This window comes from Streptococcus sp. Marseille-Q5986, assembly GCF_946902915.1.
Taxonomy (GTDB): Bacteria; Bacillota; Bacilli; order Lactobacillales; family Streptococcaceae; genus Streptococcus.
This window is the reverse complement of the sequence record NZ_CAMPPY010000003.1, coordinates 213038-230299: the sequence shown is the minus strand read 5'-3', so window position 1 is coordinate 230299 and position 17262 is coordinate 213038. Positions and strand designations below refer to the sequence as shown.

At 40.5% G+C, this 17262-nt stretch carries 14 protein-coding genes and 2 pseudogenes; 13 read left to right on the top strand and 3 right to left on the bottom strand.

The features are described 5' to 3' along the window. Positions 1-6: 6 nt before the first annotated feature. The 6 genes from atpF to OVN21_RS06360 all read left to right on the top strand — a co-directional run bounded on the left by atpF (position 7) and on the right by OVN21_RS06360 (position 5488). Positions 7-501 carry a F0F1 ATP synthase subunit B gene (gene atpF / locus OVN21_RS06385; RefSeq protein WP_267247744.1) on the top strand — a complete coding sequence of 165 codons (495 nt, stop codon included), beginning with the start codon at positions 7-9 and terminating at the stop codon, positions 499-501. After that, positions 501-1037 carry a F0F1 ATP synthase subunit delta gene (locus OVN21_RS06380; protein ID WP_267247743.1) on the top strand — a complete coding sequence of 179 codons (537 nt, stop codon included), beginning with the start codon at positions 501-503 and terminating at the stop codon, positions 1035-1037. The genes atpF and OVN21_RS06380 overlap by 1 nt, the downstream gene beginning before the upstream one ends. Before the next feature lie 14 nt (positions 1038-1051). Beyond that, complete coding sequence (gene atpA / locus OVN21_RS06375; RefSeq protein WP_267247742.1) at positions 1052-2557, top strand: F0F1 ATP synthase subunit alpha; 1506 nt, start codon at positions 1052-1054, stop codon at positions 2555-2557. 15 nt (positions 2558-2572) lie between these two features. After that, positions 2573-3451, top strand: coding sequence for a F0F1 ATP synthase subunit gamma (locus OVN21_RS06370; RefSeq protein ID WP_267247741.1), 879 nt, complete (start codon positions 2573-2575; stop codon positions 3449-3451). A gap of 200 nt (positions 3452-3651) precedes the next feature. Next, on the top strand, positions 3652-5058 hold the full coding sequence (atpD, locus tag OVN21_RS06365; protein WP_267247740.1) for a F0F1 ATP synthase subunit beta: 1407 nt from the start codon (positions 3652-3654) through the stop codon (positions 5056-5058). A 10-nt stretch (positions 5059-5068) separates the two neighbouring features. Then, positions 5069-5488, top strand: a complete 420-nt coding sequence (locus tag OVN21_RS06360; RefSeq protein WP_267247739.1) for a F0F1 ATP synthase subunit epsilon — start codon at positions 5069-5071, stop codon at positions 5486-5488. A 44-nt stretch (positions 5489-5532) separates the two neighbouring features. Here OVN21_RS06360 and OVN21_RS06355 read toward each other — a convergent pair whose 3' ends face one another. Further along, the gene (locus OVN21_RS06355; RefSeq protein WP_267247738.1) at positions 5533-6546 is read right to left on the bottom strand and encodes a lactonase family protein; all 1014 of its coding nucleotides are present in this window, start codon (positions 6544-6546) and stop codon (positions 5533-5535) included. Between the two features lie 176 nt (positions 6547-6722). Here OVN21_RS06355 and OVN21_RS06350 point away from each other — a divergent pair, with 176 nt between their 5' ends. The 6 genes from OVN21_RS06350 to OVN21_RS06325 all read left to right on the top strand — a co-directional run bounded on the left by OVN21_RS06350 (position 6723) and on the right by OVN21_RS06325 (position 13523). Further along, entirely contained in the window at positions 6723-8699 is a 1977-nt protein-coding gene (locus OVN21_RS06350; protein ID WP_267247737.1) for a peptide ABC transporter substrate-binding protein, read from the top strand. A gap of 174 nt (positions 8700-8873) precedes the next feature. After that, positions 8874-10037: an AI-2E family transporter gene (locus OVN21_RS06345; RefSeq protein ID WP_267247736.1), complete on the top strand. Its 1164-nt coding sequence runs from the start codon at positions 8874-8876 to the stop codon at positions 10035-10037. Continuing rightward, positions 10027-11256 carry a tetratricopeptide repeat protein gene (locus OVN21_RS06340; protein ID WP_267247735.1) on the top strand — a complete coding sequence of 410 codons (1230 nt, stop codon included), beginning with the start codon at positions 10027-10029 and terminating at the stop codon, positions 11254-11256. Before OVN21_RS06345 ends, OVN21_RS06340 begins: the two co-directional genes overlap by 11 nt. A gap of 136 nt (positions 11257-11392) precedes the next feature. Then, positions 11393-12034 (top strand): amino acid ABC transporter permease, encoded by a 642-nt coding sequence (locus OVN21_RS06335; protein WP_000121156.1) that lies wholly within the window; start codon positions 11393-11395, stop codon positions 12032-12034. Positions 12035-12044: 10 nt separating this feature from the next. After that, a complete protein-coding gene (locus tag OVN21_RS06330) occupies positions 12045-12674 on the top strand; it encodes an amino acid ABC transporter ATP-binding protein (RefSeq protein ID WP_267247734.1) in 630 nt (209 codons plus the stop codon). 9 nt (positions 12675-12683) lie between these two features. Next, complete coding sequence (locus OVN21_RS06325; protein WP_267247733.1) at positions 12684-13523, top strand: amino acid ABC transporter substrate-binding protein; 840 nt, start codon at positions 12684-12686, stop codon at positions 13521-13523. Positions 13524-13716: 193 nt separating this feature from the next. Here the strand turns inward: OVN21_RS06325 and OVN21_RS06320 are convergent. After that, a pseudogene (locus tag OVN21_RS06320) lies at positions 13717-14889 on the bottom strand (IS110 family transposase). A 202-nt stretch (positions 14890-15091) separates the two neighbouring features. Beyond that, positions 15092-15244 (bottom strand): annotated as a pseudogene (locus OVN21_RS06315) (transposase); the annotation flags it as partial. Positions 15245-15359: 115 nt separating this feature from the next. Between OVN21_RS06315 and OVN21_RS06310 the strand changes: the two are divergent. Next, the gene (locus OVN21_RS06310; protein WP_267247732.1) at positions 15360-17261 is read left to right on the top strand and encodes an ABC-F family ATP-binding cassette domain-containing protein; all 1902 of its coding nucleotides are present in this window, start codon (positions 15360-15362) and stop codon (positions 17259-17261) included. Position 17262 lies beyond the last annotated feature (1 nt).

The following is a 17262-nucleotide window of genomic DNA, read 5'->3' as shown; positions in this document are numbered from 1 at the left end:
TAACTGATGCACGTTACAGTAGGTGAATTGATTGGTAACTTTATTTTAATCGCTGGCTCTTTTATTCTTTTGCTAGTCTTGATTAAAAAATTTGCATGGTCAAATATAACAAGTGTTTTCGAGGAAAGAGCAGTAAAAATCGCTACTGATATTGACAGTGCTGAACAGGCACGTCAAAAAGCAGAAGCCTTAGCTCAGAAACGTGAAGATGAATTGGCAGGTAGTCGCAAAGAAGCCAAGACAATCATTGAAAATGCAAAGGAAACAGCTGAGCAAAGTAAGGCTAGTATCTTAGCAGATGCTAAACTAGAAGCAGGACGCTTAAAAGAAAAAGCAAACCAAGAAATTGCTCAAAACAAAGCTGAAGCTTTACAAAGCGTTAAGGGTGAGGTCGCAGATTTGACCATCAGCTTGGCTGGTAAAATCATCTCACAAAACCTTGACGGTCATGCCCATAAAGCACTCATTGATCAGTATATCGATCAGCTAGGAGAAGCTTAATGGACAAGAAAACAGTAAAGGTAATTGAAAAATACAGCATGCCTTTTGTCCAATTGGTACTTGAAAAAGGAGAAGAAGACCGTATCTTTTCAGACTTGACTCAAATGAAGCAAGTTGCTGAAGAAACAGGTCTGCCTTCTTTTTTAAAACAAGTGGCAGTAGACGAGTCGGATAAGGAAAAAACAATTGCTTTTTTCCAAGACTCTGTGTCACCTTTAATACAAAACTTTATCCAGGTTCTGGCCTACAATCTACAAGCAAATCTTTTTTATGATGTGCTTGTAGATTGCTTGAACCGACTTGAAAAAGAAACAAATCGATTTGAAGTGACGATTACTTCAGCTCATCCTTTAACAGATGAACAAAAGAGTCGCTTGCTCCCTTTGATTGAGAAAAAAATGTCTCTGAAAGTAAGGAGTGTAAAAGAACAAATCGATGAAAGTCTCATTGGTGGTTTTGTCATTTTTGCCAATCACAAGACAATTGATGTGAGTATTAAACAACAACTTAAAGTTGTTAAAGAAAATTTGAAATAGAAAGTGGTGTTCTTTTGGCAATTAACGCACAAGAAATCAGCGCTTTAATTAAGCAACAAATTGAAAATTTCAAACCCAATTTTGATGTGACTGAAACAGGTGTTGTAACCTATATCGGGGATGGTATCGCGCGTGCTCACGGCCTTGAAAATGCCATGAGTGGAGAGTTGTTGATTTTTGAAAATGGCTCTTATGGTATGGCTCAAAACTTGGAGTCAACAGACGTTGGTATTATCATCCTGGGTGACTTTACAGATATCCGTGAAGGCGATACAATCCGCCGTACAGGTAAAATCATGGAAGTCCCAGTAGGTGAGAGTCTGATTGGTCGTGTTGTGGATCCGCTCGGTCGTCCAGTTGACGGTCTTGGAGAAATCCACACTGATAAAACTCGTCCAGTAGAAGCGCCAGCTCCTGGTGTTATGCAACGTAAGTCTGTATCAGAACCATTGCAAACTGGTTTGAAAGCTATTGACGCCCTTGTACCGATTGGCCGTGGTCAACGTGAGTTGATTATCGGTGACCGTCAGACAGGGAAAACAACCATTGCGATTGATACAATCTTGAACCAAAAGGGTCAAGATATGATCTGTATCTACGTAGCGATTGGACAAAAAGAATCAACAGTTCGTACGCAAGTAGAAACACTTCGTCAGTACGGTGCCTTGGACTACACAATCGTTGTGACTGCCTCTGCTTCACAACCATCTCCATTGCTCTTCCTAGCTCCTTATGCTGGGGTTGCTATGGCAGAAGAATTTATGTACCAAGGGAAGCATGTTTTGATCGTTTATGATGATCTTTCAAAACAAGCGGTAGCTTATCGTGAACTGTCACTCTTGCTTCGTCGTCCTCCAGGTCGTGAAGCTTTCCCAGGGGATGTTTTCTATCTTCACAGCCGTTTGCTTGAGCGCTCAGCTAAAGTTTCTGATGACCTTGGTGGTGGATCAATTACAGCCCTACCATTTATCGAGACACAAGCAGGAGATATCTCTGCCTATATCGCAACCAACGTGATTTCTATCACTGATGGACAAATCTTCCTTGGTGATGGTCTCTTCAATGCGGGTATTCGTCCAGCCATCGATGCGGGTTCATCTGTATCACGTGTAGGTGGTTCTGCGCAAATCAAAGCCATGAAGAAGGTTGCTGGTACACTTCGTATTGACCTTGCTTCATACCGTGAGTTGGAAGCCTTCACTAAGTTTGGTTCTGACTTGGACGCAGCAACACAGGCTAAGTTGAACCGTGGACGTCGTACCGTTGAGGTCTTGAAACAACCTGTTCACAAACCATTACCTGTTGAGAAACAAGTAACCATTCTCTATGCTTTGACACATGGTTTCTTGGATACTATTCCAGTAGATGATATTGTTCGTTTCGAGGAAGAGTTCCATGCCTTCTTTGATGCTCAACATCCAGAGATTTTGGAAACCATTCGTGATACAAAAGACTTGCCAGAAGAAGCAGTCTTGGATGCTGCGATTACAGAGTTTCTCAATCAAACCAGCTTCCAATAAGAATAGAGGTGTCAGATGGCAGTATCTCTAAATGATATTAAAACAAAAATCGCCTCAACAAAAAATACGAGTCAAATCACTAATGCCATGCAAATGGTCTCGGCTGCTAAGCTAGGTCGCTCTGAAGAAGCAGCTCGTAACTTCCAAGTTTATGCTCAGAAAGTTCGCAAACTTTTGACAGATATTCTTCATGGTAATGGAGCTGGTGGTTCAATCAATCCGATGTTGATTAGCCGTCCCGTGAAGAAGACAGGCTATATCGTCATTACTTCAGATCGCGGTTTGGTTGGAGGGTATAATTCTTCTATTCTGAAAGCCGTTATGGAGTTGAAGGAAGAATACCATCCAGACGGTAAAGGTTTTGAAATGATCTGTATCGGTGGAATGGGAGCTGACTTCTTTAAGGCTCGTGGTATTCAACCACTTTATGAACTACGTGGCTTGGCAGACCAACCTAGCTTTGATGAAGTTCGTAAGATTATTTCAAAAACTGTTGAAATGTATCAAAATGAACTTTTTGATGAGCTCTATGTCTGCTACAACCACCATGTTAACACGCTAACTAGTCAAATGCGTGTGGAGCAAATGCTTCCGATTGTTGACTTGGATCCAAATGAAGCGGATGAAGAGTACAGCTTGACTTTTGAATTGGAGACAGGCCGAGAAGAAATTTTGGAGCAATTGTTGCCTCAGTTTGCAGAAAGTATGATTTATGGTGCCATTATCGATGCCAAGACAGCTGAAAATGCTGCTGGTATGACAGCCATGCAAACAGCGACAGATAATGCTAAGAAAGTCATTAATGATTTGACAATTCAGTATAACCGTGCCAGACAGGCGGCGATTACACAAGAAATTACAGAAATCGTAGCAGGAGCTAGTGCCTTAGAATAGGCTTTAGTCCAGCTCGTATGAAAATGAACTTATACTCAATGAAAATCAAAGAGCAAACTAGGAAGCTAGCCGCAGGCTGCTCAAAACACTGTTTTGAGGTTGCAGATAGAGCTGACGTGGTTTGAATTTGATTTTCGAAGAGTATTAGGACCTAGTTGAGCTAGGAACCGACAGTATCTTATATAGAATAGGAGAAGGAGATGAGTTCAGGTAAAATTGCTCAGGTTATTGGACCCGTTGTCGACGTCTTGTTCGCAGCAGGGGAAACACTTCCTGAGATTAATAATGCACTTGTCGTCTACAAAAATGACGAAAGAAAAACAAAAATCGTCCTTGAAGTAGCCTTGGAGTTGGGTGATGGTATGGTCCGTACTATCGCCATGGAATCAACAGATGGGTTGACTCGTGGAATGGAAGTATTGGACACAGGTCGTCCAATCTCTGTACCAGTAGGTAAAGAAACTTTGGGACGTGTCTTCAACGTTTTGGGAGATACCATTGACTTGGAAGCTCCTTTTACAGAAGACGCAGAGCGTCAGCCAATTCATAAAAAAGCTCCAACTTTTGATGAGTTGTCTACCTCTTCTGAAATCCTTGAAACAGGGATTAAGGTTATCGACCTTCTTGCCCCTTACCTTAAAGGTGGTAAGGTTGGACTTTTCGGTGGTGCCGGAGTTGGTAAAACCGTCTTAATTCAAGAATTGATTCACAACATTGCCCAAGAACACGGTGGGATCTCAGTATTTACTGGTGTTGGGGAACGTACTCGTGAAGGGAATGACCTTTACTGGGAAATGAAAGAATCAGGCGTTATCGAAAAAACAGCCATGGTATTTGGTCAGATGAATGAGCCACCAGGAGCACGTATGCGTGTTGCCCTTACTGGTTTGACAATCGCTGAATACTTCCGTGATGTAGAAGGTCAAGACGTTCTTCTCTTCATTGACAACATTTTCCGTTTCACGCAAGCAGGTTCAGAAGTATCTGCCCTTTTGGGTCGTATGCCATCAGCCGTTGGTTACCAACCAACCCTCGCAACAGAAATGGGTCAATTGCAAGAACGTATCACGTCAACCAAGAAGGGATCTGTAACCTCTATCCAAGCTATCTATGTGCCAGCGGATGACTATACTGACCCTGCGCCAGCAACAGCCTTCGCTCACTTGGATTCTACTACAAACTTGGAACGTAAGTTGGTACAATTGGGTATTTATCCAGCCGTTGACCCACTTGCTTCAAGCTCACGTGCCTTAGCACCTGAAATCGTTGGAGAAGAGCACTATGCAGTTGCTGCTGAAGTAAAACGTGTCCTTCAACGTTACCATGAGTTGCAAGATATCATTGCTATCCTTGGTATGGATGAGCTTTCTGATGAAGAAAAGACCTTGGTGGCTCGTGCCCGTCGTATCCAGTTCTTCTTGTCACAAAACTTCAACGTTGCGGAACAATTTACTGGTCAGCCAGGTTCTTATGTTCCAGTTGCTGAAACTGTTCGTGGCTTTAAGGAAATCCTTGATGGTAAACATGACCACTTGCCAGAAGATGCCTTCCGTGGTGTAGGTTCTATCGAAGATGTGATTGCAAAAGCTGAAAAAATGGGATTTTAAGAGGTGATCTATGGCTCAGTTAACTGTCCAGATCGTGACACCAGATGGCCTCGTCTATGATCACCATGCCAGCTATGTATCGGTTCGAACTCTGGATGGTGAGATGGGGATCTTGCCACGACATGAAAATATGATTGCGGTTTTAGCAGTTGATGAAGTAAAGGTAAAACGTATTGATGATGAAGAACACGTGAACTGGATTGCAGTAAACGGAGGTGTTATTGAAATTGCCAATAATACCATCACAATCGTTGCGGATTCTGCAGAACGTGCTCGTGATATCGATATCAGTCGAGCAGAACGTGCCAAACTTCGAGCAGAGCGTGAAATTGAAGAAGCACAAGATAAACACTTGATTGACCAAGAACGTCGTGCTAAGATTGCACTGCAACGTGCCATTAACCGTATTAATGTCGGAAAAAGACTATAAGAAAAAAATGAACTTGATAACTCAAGTTCATTTTTTATGTTTTCTTAAGGGACAAAACTGATGCAGACCGCTTCTGGAACATGGAAGTCGTTGGAAAGTTCTGCAAGACGACCAGTTTCAGGATTGCGTTTAAAGACGGTTGCATTATCTGAATCTTGGTGAACTGCAATTAGAAATTCTTGGTCAGGAGTAAGATTGAAATCGCGCGGATTTTGTCCATGGCTGGGCACAATTTCTAATAATTCCAGACTACCATCAGCTAGGATGCTAAATACAGCAATAGAATTATGACCTCGGTTTGATGCATAGAGATATTTACCATCTTTTGAAAGACGAATGGCAGCAGTAGCATTAAATCCCTCGTATCCATCTGGTAAGGTTGAAATAACTTGCATGCATTCAAATTCACCAACACCATCGTAAATCAAGACTTCAATGGTACTGCTGAGTTCACAGATGAGGTAGGCAATCTTATAATGATGATGGAAAACGATGTGGCGAGCACCTGCTCCAGCTTGGCTGTGATAAGTGTAGAGTTTACTTAGTTTTCCTTTTGGGCTAACACCGTAGGTCGTTACTTCATCCGTGCCTAGATCACATGTGACGAGATACTGGTCAGGTGTTAGATCCGTAAAGTGTACATGTGGGGAAGATTGGTTTTCATGAGGCCCTTGTCCGCTATGCTGATCTAGATCTGTTTGGATGAGGCTACCATCCGATTGACGTTTATAAACTAGAACTTGACCTTTATGATAGTTGGCCCCATAAACGAGACCACGCTTTTCATCTACTGCCACATAACAATGAGGAGCGCCTTCTTCCACCACATGATTTAATAAGGTGCCGTCGGTCTTGTAAGCAGCGATTCCACCCAAACCATCCTGGCTCCCTACGGTGTATAAGTGTTGCTGTTGGTCAAAGGCAAGGTAGGTCGGACTTGGTTCAGTAGCAAAGAGTTCAAGATTTGCAAGCTGGCCTGTTTCTGTATCAAAATCTGCCTTGTAAATCCCTTGGGAAGTACGACGTGTATAAGTTCCAAAATAAACAGTTTCTTTCATGTCCATACCTCTTCATAATGATAAATTTATTATACCACAAAATGAAATTCTTAACTGACTTTCATCATTTTTTGAAAATTACAGAAAACATCTTAGGGAGATTTATTTAGTTTTTACCTTGCTTTCAAAAATCAAAGTGATATAATAATCATATATTTGATTTAAAGGAGTGTTTTATGAAAAAACGTATTTTTCTAACGGCTGCAGTAGCAGTGTTGTCATCAGCGCTACTAGCAGCTTGTTCGTCTGGTGGTAAAAATGCCAACCAACCTGTGACTTATACTTATGTCTTCTCATCGGATCCCGCAACTTTGGACTACACAGTTTCTGGAAATTCCAGTACCAAACAAGTGACTGGTAATGTCATCGATGGTTTGCTTGAGAATGACCAATATGGAAATCTTGTACCGTCTGTAGCAGAGGACTGGAGTGTTTCTAAAGATGGTTTGACTTATACCTATAAAATCCGGAAAGGGATTAAGTGGTACACTAATGAAGGCGAAGAATATGGTGAAGTAAAGGCTCAGGATTTCGTGACAGGTTTGAAACATGCTGTCGCGAAGAAATCACAAGCCCTTTATCTCGTACAGGATTCAATCAAAGGGTTGGATGATTATATTAACGGGAAAACAAATGATTTTTCTACTGTTGGAATTAAGGCGACAGATGATTATACACTCGTTTATACGCTTAATAATCCCGAATCTTTCTGGAATTCCAAGACAACGATGGGCATTTTAGCACCAATCAATGAAGACTTTTTGGCCTCTAAAGGGGATGATTTTGGTAAACCTACTGATGTTACAAGTATTCTATACAATGGTCCTTACCTTCTGAAAGGTCTCACATCGAAATCTTCAATCGAGATGACAAAAAACCAAAACTATTGGGATAAAGGAAACGTCTTTATTGATGATATAAAATTGACTTTCTTTGATGGTCAAGATGCAGACTCTCTTGGTCGTGGTTTTGATGAAGGACACTACCCAGCAGCTCCGCTCTTTAAGAATTCTGCAAACTATGAGCGATTCAAAGAAAAATACAAAGACAATATTGTGTATGGTCAACAAAGAGGAGGTAGCTACTACATTTCAACTAATATTGACCGTGTAGCCTATAACCATACTTCTAAAACAAGGGACGAAGAAAAGACATCTACTAAGAAAGCTTTGTTGAACAAAGATTTCCGTCAGGCCTTGGCTTTTGGAGCAGATCGTAAGGCTGCTGTCTCTCAAGTATTTGGTGATGAAGTTGCCCCTCGTAAATTACGTACTAGCTTTACACCTCCAACATTTGTTCAAATTGGGGATCAATCTTTTGGTCAAGTAACAAAAACAGAACTTGACAAGTTGGATACTGCTTGGAGCGATGTTAGCTTAGATGATGCACAAGATTCACTTCATAATGTAGAGAAAGCTAAAACTAAACTTGAAGCGGCTAAGAAAACTCTTCAAGCCGACGGTGTTCAGTTCCCTATTCATTTGGATTTACCAGTTTCCTCTACTCAAACAGATTTTGTACGTCAAGCTCAATCGTATAAACAATCAATAGAGGAAGCTCTTGGAGTTGAGAATGTCGTGGTTGATATCCAACAAGTTTCTGATGATGAATTGGGAAGTATGACCGTTCTTGCAACTTCAAAAGACAATATCGACTGGGATATCAATCCAAACAGTGGATGGAGCCCAGACTATGCAGATCCATCAACCTATCTTGATGCATTTGATCCAACATCTGGACCAACTCTTCTTGGAGCACTTGGTATTGCACCAGGATCAGATAGTTCAGCCATTAAGGCAGTAGGATTGGATAAATACAAAGAATTACTTGATGATGCTAACAGTGAGAAAACAGATCTTGAAAAACGTTATTCAAAATATGCTAAAGCTCAAGCATGGTTGACAGATAGTGCTTTGATCATCCCTGTTAACTCTGATGGAGCCCAAATGCTTGTTACAAAGAAAGTTCCAGGAACAGGAGCAGATGGTTGGGTCGGTGATAAAACAGGCGAAAACAGTTATAAATATCTGAAGATTCAAGATAAGATTGTGACAAGTAAAGAGATGGAAGAATTCCGTAAGAAATTTGCTGAAGAAAAAGCAAAATCAAACGAAGAATACCAAAAACAACTATCAAGTCATATTAAAGATTAAATAAATCTCCTTAATTTGATTTGCACCCTAATAGTTAGATAGAAAAAATCTAACTTTTGGGGTGCAGTTCAATAGAGGAGGTTTTTCTTTTTGTCTATTCATGTAAGCACTTTAAAAAAGAGTTATTTTAGTCTAAAAATGGTATAATGAGAGAATGACAGAAAGGATGTATTTATGGAACATAAAGAGAAACATTTTAGCCTATCTTGGTTCTTCAAGTGGTTTTTAGATAATAAAGCTATTACTGTATTCTTGGTGACCTTGTTACTGGGCTTGAACCTTTTCATTCTAAGTAAGATTAGTTTTATTTTTTTACCAGTTTTAGATTTTCTAGGAGTTGTCATGTTGCCAGTTATTTTATCTGGTTTACTTTATTATCTCCTCAATCCGATTGTTGACTGGATGGAGAAACACAAAATCAATCGTGTTCTTGCCATTAGTATTCTCTTTGTTATAATTGGTCTCTTTATCATTTGGGGACTAGCTGTTGCTATTCCAAATCTGCAACGCCAAGTCTTAAATTTTGCGAAGAATGTGCCGACATACCTTGAAGATGCTGATAAGGTAATCAATGACCTTGTAACCAAACGTTTGCCAGATGATTTTAGACCGCAGTTGGAGCAGGTTCTTGCGAATATTTCTACTGAGGCGACGATGTGGGCGAGCAAAATCTCTTCCCAAGCCGTTAACTGGGTGAGTGCTTTTGTCAGTAGTGTATCCCAGGTTATTGTAGCGGTCATTATCGTACCTTTCATGCTCTTTTATCTTTTACGCGATGGGAAAGGTTTGCGAGATTATTTGACCAAGTTTATTCCCACGAAGTTAAAGGAACCAGTAGGACAAGTTTTGTCAGATGTTAATAAACAGTTGTCAAACTACGTTAGAGGGCAGGTCACAGTTGCTATTATCGTAGCGATTATGTTTATTATCTTCTTTAAGATTATTGGTCTCAGATATGCTGTGACCCTGGGGCTCACAGCTGGTATCCTCAATCTAGTACCTTACCTAGGTAGTTTTCTAGCTATGTTGCCTGCTCTGGTTTTGGGCTTAATAGCGGGTCCTGTCATGCTTTTGAAAGTAATCGTTGTCTTTATTGTTGAACAAACGATTGAAGGTCGCTTCGTTTCTCCGCTTATTTTAGGTAGCCAACTAAACATCCATCCGATCAATGTCCTCTTTGTTCTCCTAACTTCAGGATCTATGTTTGGTATTTGGGGAGTCTTGATGGGAATCCCTGTCTATGCCTCTGCCAAAGTCGTTATCTCAGCTATCTTTAACTGGTATAAAAAAGTCAGTGGTTTGTACGAAGAAGAGGAGGAAATCAAGAGTGAACAATAGTCAACGCATGCTCCAAGCTTTGGATGACCAAGATTTAAGCAAAGCGGATCAGTATTTTCACAAAGCCCTCGAAACAGATTCAAGTGAAGTTCTTTATGAACTAGCAAGCTATCTAGAGGGAATTGGCTTTTATCCTCAAGCAAAAGAAATTTACCAAAATATTGTTGCAGAATTTCCAGAAGCGAATCTGAACTTAGCAAGCATTGCTAGCGAGGATGGCAATGTTGAAGAAGCCTTTGCTTACCTTGAGGAAATCACATCTGAAAGTGACTGGTATGTATCGGCCTTGGCCTTGAAGGCAGACCTCTATCAGTTGGAAGGATTGACAGATGTAGCACGCGAAAAGTTACTGGAAGCCTTAAATTACTCAGATGATGCCTTATTAGTTTTTGGTTTGGCTGAGTTGGATACTGAGTTAGGAAATTATCAGGAAGCCATTCAGGGCTATGCTCAATTAGACAATTGCTCCATCTATGAGCAAACGGGTGTCTCAACCTATCAACGAATTGGCTTCGCTTATGCCCAGTTAGGTAAGTTTGAAGCTGCAACTGAATTCTTAGAAAAAGCTTTAGAATTAGAATACGATGACCAAACTGCCTTTGAACTGGCTAGTCTTTACTTTGATCAAGAAGAGTATCAAAAATCTGTTCTTTACTTTAAGCAGATTGATACCATTTCACCAGATTTTGAAGGATATGAGTATGGTTATAGTCAAGCCTTGCATAAGGAACATCAGGTGGAAGAGGCCCTTCGTATCGTTAAAAAAGGACTGGAGAAAAATCCATTTGAAACTCGGCTCTTACTAGCTGCTTCTCAGTTTTTGTATGAATTGCATGATTCTAGTGCTGCAGAGCAGCTCCTCCTTACTGCTAAGGATGATGCAGAGGATACAGAAGAAATTTTTCTTCGCCTTGCAACTATTTATATGGAACAGGAGCGGTATGAAGATATCATCGCTCTCCAAAGTCAAGAACCTGAAAATCTCTTGACCAAGTGGATGATTGCATGCTCATACCAGGAAATCGAGGATTTAGATAAGGCCTATGAGCTCTATCAGGAATTATCGCCTGACCTCAAGGATAATCCCGAGTTTCTGGAGCAGTATAGCTATCTCTTGCGTGAATTGGGATATTTTGAAGAAGCAAAGGTACAAGCTGAAGCCTATTTAAAACTCGTTCCAGATGATGTTCAAATGCAAGAACTCTTAGAAACACTTTAAAAGTTATCTCTCTAAAAACGTATCCGTCAATTTGTCAGATACGTTTTTTTGGAAGAAATAGAATTTTTTTACAATTACTCTTGCTAAATTGTTTATTTATGCTATAATAGGAACAATTATTTTTAGGAGGTGCAGTATGTCTTATATGTTTGAGATATTACCAAGTTTGTTAAACGGTGCAAGTATGACACTTCAGGTCTTTGCTCTGGTTTTAATTTTTTCAATTCCCTTAGGTATTGTCGTTGCCTTTGCTTTGCAAGTCCGTTGGAAACCCCTCCATTATCTCATTGACCTTTATATTTGGGTAATGCGAGGGACTCCTTTGCTCTTGCAATTAATCTTTATTTACTATGTGCTCCCTAGTATTGGGATACGTTTAGATCGTTTGCCTGCTGCTGTGATTGCTTTTGTATTGAACTATGCAGCCTACTTTGCAGAAATCTTTCGTGGTGGGATCGAAACCATTCCAAAAGGGCAGTACGAGGCTGCTAAGGTCTTGAAGTTTAGTCCATTTGACACAGTGCGCTATATTATTTTGCCTCAGGTTACAAAGATTGTCTTACCGAGCGTCTTTAATGAAATTATGAGTTTGGTCAAGGATACTTCTTTGGTCTATGCCCTTGGGATTTCAGATTTGATTTTGGCTAGTCGTACAGCAGCCAATCGAGATGCCAGCCTTGTGCCTATGTTTTTAGCTGGGGCGATTTATTTGATTATGATTGGTCTTGTAACCATTGTAGCGAAAAAACTTGAGAAGAAGTATAGTTATTACAGATAGGAGGATTGCTATGTTTGAATTACGAAACATTAACAAGGCCTTTGGTGGCAAACAAATCTTAACCAACTTCAGCCTATCAATTCCTGAAAAGCAAATCCTCGCAATCGTAGGTCCATCAGGAGGAGGCAAGACAACCTTGTTACGTATGCTAGCTGGATTGGAAACCATCGATTCTGGAGAAATCTACTATAACGGCGAATCGCTAGCTATAGATGAACTAGAAAAGCGCAATCTTCTGGGATTTGTTTTCCAAGATTTTCAACTCTTTCCGCATTTATCAGTTCTAGAAAACTTAACTCTGTCGCCCATAAAAACCATGAGCATAGAGAAGGAAGTTGCTGAGAAGAAGGCGCGTGGTTTATTAGAACAACTTGGGTTAGTTGGGCATGCAGATGCCTTTCCTTTCTCATTATCTGGTGGGCAAAAACAACGGGTGGCTTTAGCACGCGCCATGATGATAAACCCAGAAATTATTGGATATGATGAGCCTACATCAGCCTTAGACCCAGAGTTGCGATTAGAAGTAGAAAAACTTATCCTTCAAAACAAAGAGCGTGGGATGACCCAGATTGTTGTGACGCACGACCTTCAGTTTGCGGAAAACATTGCTGATCAGATCCTTAAGGTTGATCCAGAGTAGGAGGTGCCTATGAAGAGAAAGAAAATTGCCCTTGTACTTGCTCTGTTCTTTAGCTTCTTCCTGACAGCTTGTACTCAGAAGGTAAGTGATCCAAATCAGGATAATTGGGCCAAATATCAAAAGCAGGGTAGCATTACTATTGGCTTTGACAATACCTTTGTTCCCATGGGATTTGAGGAAAAGAATGGCCAGTATGTAGGTTTTGATATTGACCTAGCCCAAGCTGTCTCTGAAAAGCTAGGAATTCAGATTAAATTTCAACCCATCGACTGGGATATGAAAGAAACCGAACTACAAAATGGTACCATTGATGCCATCTGGAATGGCTATACAGCTACAGATGAACGGAAAGAGAAGGTTGCCTTTACCATTCCTTACATGGAAAATCAACAAGTTTTGGTCTCTAAAAAGTCTCAAAATATCCACTCAATTCAGGATATGACAGACAAAATTTTAGGGGCCCAGGCTGGATCTTCTGGCTATTTGAATTTTGAAGGACAACCCGAACTACTCAAGAACCGAGTGAAAGACCAGAAGGCTAATCAATACCAAAGTTTTAATGAAGCCTTAATTGATTTGAAAAATGACCGGATTGATGCTTTGTTGATTGACCGAGTATATGCCAATTATTATCTCCAGTCTGAAGGGATATTAAGTGACTACAATGTCTTTTCAGCTGGATTTGAAAGTGAAGCTTTTGCAGTGGGTGTTAGACCTGCTGATAAAACTTTGCTAGCTGCATTGAACCAAGCCTTTATCTCACTATACCAAGAAGGAAAATTCCAGGAAATCAGCCAGAAATGGTTTGGGGAAGATGTAGCCACCAGTCAAGTTAAAAATCAAGAATAAGAAAAGAGATTGAGTTTTTCCGACTCTTTTCTACCATTTGTCAAGTATAACAAGAGCTTTAAGTAAAAAAGAGATAAGACAGTAGCTATTCTGAGGTTACTGTCTTATTTTTACCACTTATTGCTCCATGCTAAAAAACACCTCATCTGGTATTTTTGAAACAAGGTGTTATAATAATACGGCATAGACAGCCTTATCGATTTTGGGTCAGAGAGTAATCGTAAAGTTTGTTATGCGTAATGAGGTAATACATTGTTCGAATGAGACGATGTATAGAGGCAATCGCATGTGGCTTGGTTGAAGCTATTGTTGCTTGTCTTTTTCGTTTCTCATAAAAGTCGGCGATATGGCAGGGATTGGTATGACGAGCTGAAGCGATGTTATGAATGGACTTGAACAAGATTTTTTTGGCAGAGGGATTCCCTCGTTTAGTAATGTGTTCCTTGGCTTGGCGAGAAAGTTCCCAGATTCATAGTGTCTCAGGTCAATGCCAATGAAAGCGTTGCTTTGATTGGTAGACTGAAAGCGACGAATATCTCCCAATTCGCCAATGATAGATGTCGCTGTGGTTTCTGCGATGCCAGAAATTGAACGTAAGATGTCATACTCTGGTAAAGGCTGAGCTAGAGCGACCATGTCATCTAAGACAAGCTGTCTGCGTTCAGAAAGACGAAGCAATTTTTGAGCATAGAAACGAAGCTCTTCCAGCATTGGAGAGATTTTCTTGACCGCACAAAAAGATTGTTTAGCGAGTTTTATAAGTTTATCAGTCAGGTAAGCAATAGGCTTTTCAGGGATTCGTTTGGAGGTAGATTGACGGACGATTTTCCACAATTCACTTTGAGATAGGCTTACTACAAACTCTTTGCATGGAAAAGCCATCACTAAATTCCAATATGGCTCTCCAGTTGGTGTGGATAAGAGATTTTCCAATTCAGGAAAGGTGACTTGTAAGACCTTGTGTAGACGGTTTTTAGCTCGAACAATGATTTTGATAGAAAGGACTTAAATCACGCAGGTGTTGATGCACGTAAGTTTGTTTACGATTGTGCACAAGCTGAGAATGAGCCAACTTTTCAGCGTCAATTTTGTCTGTTTTACGAACTCGCAGACTGTCCAATTGCTTCTTAGCTTCCAGAGGATTCAGCTGTGTATAAGCGTAGTCGTATTCCTCAAGAAAGGCTCGAAGACGCCTAGAATAGACAAATATAATCTCAGGGTTATGAACAGTTTTCAAGTCGTTCAAAAGACGATTGAAGCTAATGGGGTCATTGAGCCTAGTGTAGCCATGACTCTTCTCACCGTTGACTAAAATTGCCACTTCAGAACTTGCCTTACTCACATCAATCCCAAATACTGTAGGCATGATATTACCTCTTTTGTCTTGAATAATTCCGTGTTTTAGTGATTTTATTTTCAATACGCGACGTCTAGCGCCAAAGAGCCCTACGACTTTACAAGACACCTTTACTTTAACATAAAGAAAAAGTAGTGAGTACTCTCTCCCGTCGGAGATTTTCTCACTACTAATCTTAGTATGTTTGTCAACTGTAATGGGTTGAAGTCAGCTAAGAACGAGAAAGGACAAATTTCGTCCTTTCTTTTTTGATGTTGAGAGCGATGAAAATCCTTTTTTTGAAGTTTTCAAAGTTATGAAAACCAAAGGCATTTCGTTTGATGACCTTAATGAGGCTATTGGTAGCTTCCAATTTGGCGTTGGAAGAAGAACAGCCCAATACGCTTTCTAATGAAAAAGAAGATGAATAGTCCGGGGTTATGACTCAAACTTTTTTCATTGCAATTGTGCAAAAGAGAAAAAGATAGTAAAATAGATGTATGATTATTTTACAAGCCAATAAAATTGAACGATCTTTTGCAGGAGAGGTTCTTTTTGATAATATCAACCTGCAAGTAGATGAACGAGACCGAATTGCTCTTGTTGGGAAAAATGGTGCAGGTAAGTCTACTCTTTTAAAAATTTTGGTTGGGGAAGAGGAGCCAACTAGTGGAGAAATCAATAAGAAAAAAGATATTTCTCTGTCTTACCTAGCCCAAGATAGCCGTTTTGAGTCTGAAAATACCATTTATGATGAAATGCTCCATGTCTTTGATGACTTGCGTCGGACTGAGAAGCAACTTCGTCAGATGGAGTTGGAGATGGGCGAAAAGTCTGGTGAGGATTTGGATAAACTGATGTCCGATTACGACCGCTTATCTGAGAATTTTCGTCAAGCAGATGGTTTTACCTACGAAGCTGATATTCGAGCGATTTTGAATGGTTTCAAGTTTGACGAATCTATGTGGCAGATGAAAATTGCCGAGCTTTCTGGTGGTCAAAATACTCGTCTGGCTCTTGCCAAAATGCTCCTTGAAAAGCCCAATCTCTTGGTCTTGGACGAACCAACCAACCACTTGGATATCGAAACCATAGCCTGGCTAGAGAATTACTTGGTAAATTATAGCGGCGCCCTCATTATTGTCAGTCACGACCGTTATTTCTTGGACAAGGTTGCGGCGATTACACTGGATTTGACCAAGCATTCCTTGGATCGTTACGTGGGAAATTACTCTCGTTTTGTTGAGTTGAAGGAGCAAAAGCTAGCTACTGAGGCAAAAAACTATGAAAAGCAACAGAAGGAAATCGCTGCTCTGGAAGACTTTGTCAATCGCAATCTAGTCCGAGCTTCGACGACCAAACGTGCCCAATCTCGTCGTAAACAACTGGAAAAAATGGAGCGTTTGGACAAGCCTGAAGCTGGTAAGAAAGCAGCCAACATGACCTTCCAGTCTGAAAAAACGTCGGGCAATGTTGTTTTGACTGTTGAAAATGCGGCTATTGGCTATGATGGGGAAGTACTGTCAGAGCCTATCAACCTAGACCTTCGTAAGATGAATGCTGTTGCTATCGTTGGTCCCAATGGTATCGGCAAGTCAACTTTTATTAAATCAATCGTGAATCGGATTCCTTTTATCAAGGGTGAAAAGCGCTTTGGTGCCAATGTTGAGGTTGGTTACTATGACCAAACCCAAAGCAAGCTGACACCAAGTAATACTGTACTGGATGAACTCTGGAATGATTTTAATCTGACACCAGAAGTTGAAATCCGCAACCGTCTTGGGGCCTTCCTTTTCTCAGGAGATGATGTTAAAAAATCAGTCGGCATGCTGTCTGGTGGCGAAAAAGCTCGTTTGCTTTTGGCTAAATTGTCTATGGAAAACAACAACTTCCTGATCCTTGACGAGCCAACCAACCACTTGGATATTGATAGCAAGGAAGTGTTGGAAAATGCCTTGATTGACTTTGATGGGACTTTGTTATTTGTCAGCCATGACCGTTACTTTATCAATCGTGTCGCCACTCATGTTTTGGAACTGTCTGAGAACGGCTCGACTCTTTACTTGGGAGATTACGACTACTATATTGAAAAGAAAGCAGAAGTAGAAATGATTCAGACTGAGGAAGTTTCAACTATCAATCAAGCAAAAGAAGCAAGTTCAGTTAATGACTACCAAGCTCAGAAAGAAAGTCAAAAAGAAGCCCGTAAGCTCATGCGACAAATCGAAAATCTAGAAGCTGAAATCGAAGAGTTAGAAAGTCAAAGCCAAGCCATTTCTGAACAAATGTTGGAAACAAACGATGCCGAAAAACTCATGGAATTGCAGGCTGAACTGGACAAAATCAGCCACCGTCAGGAAGAAGCTATGCTTGAGTGGGAAGAATTATCAGAGCAGGTGTAAA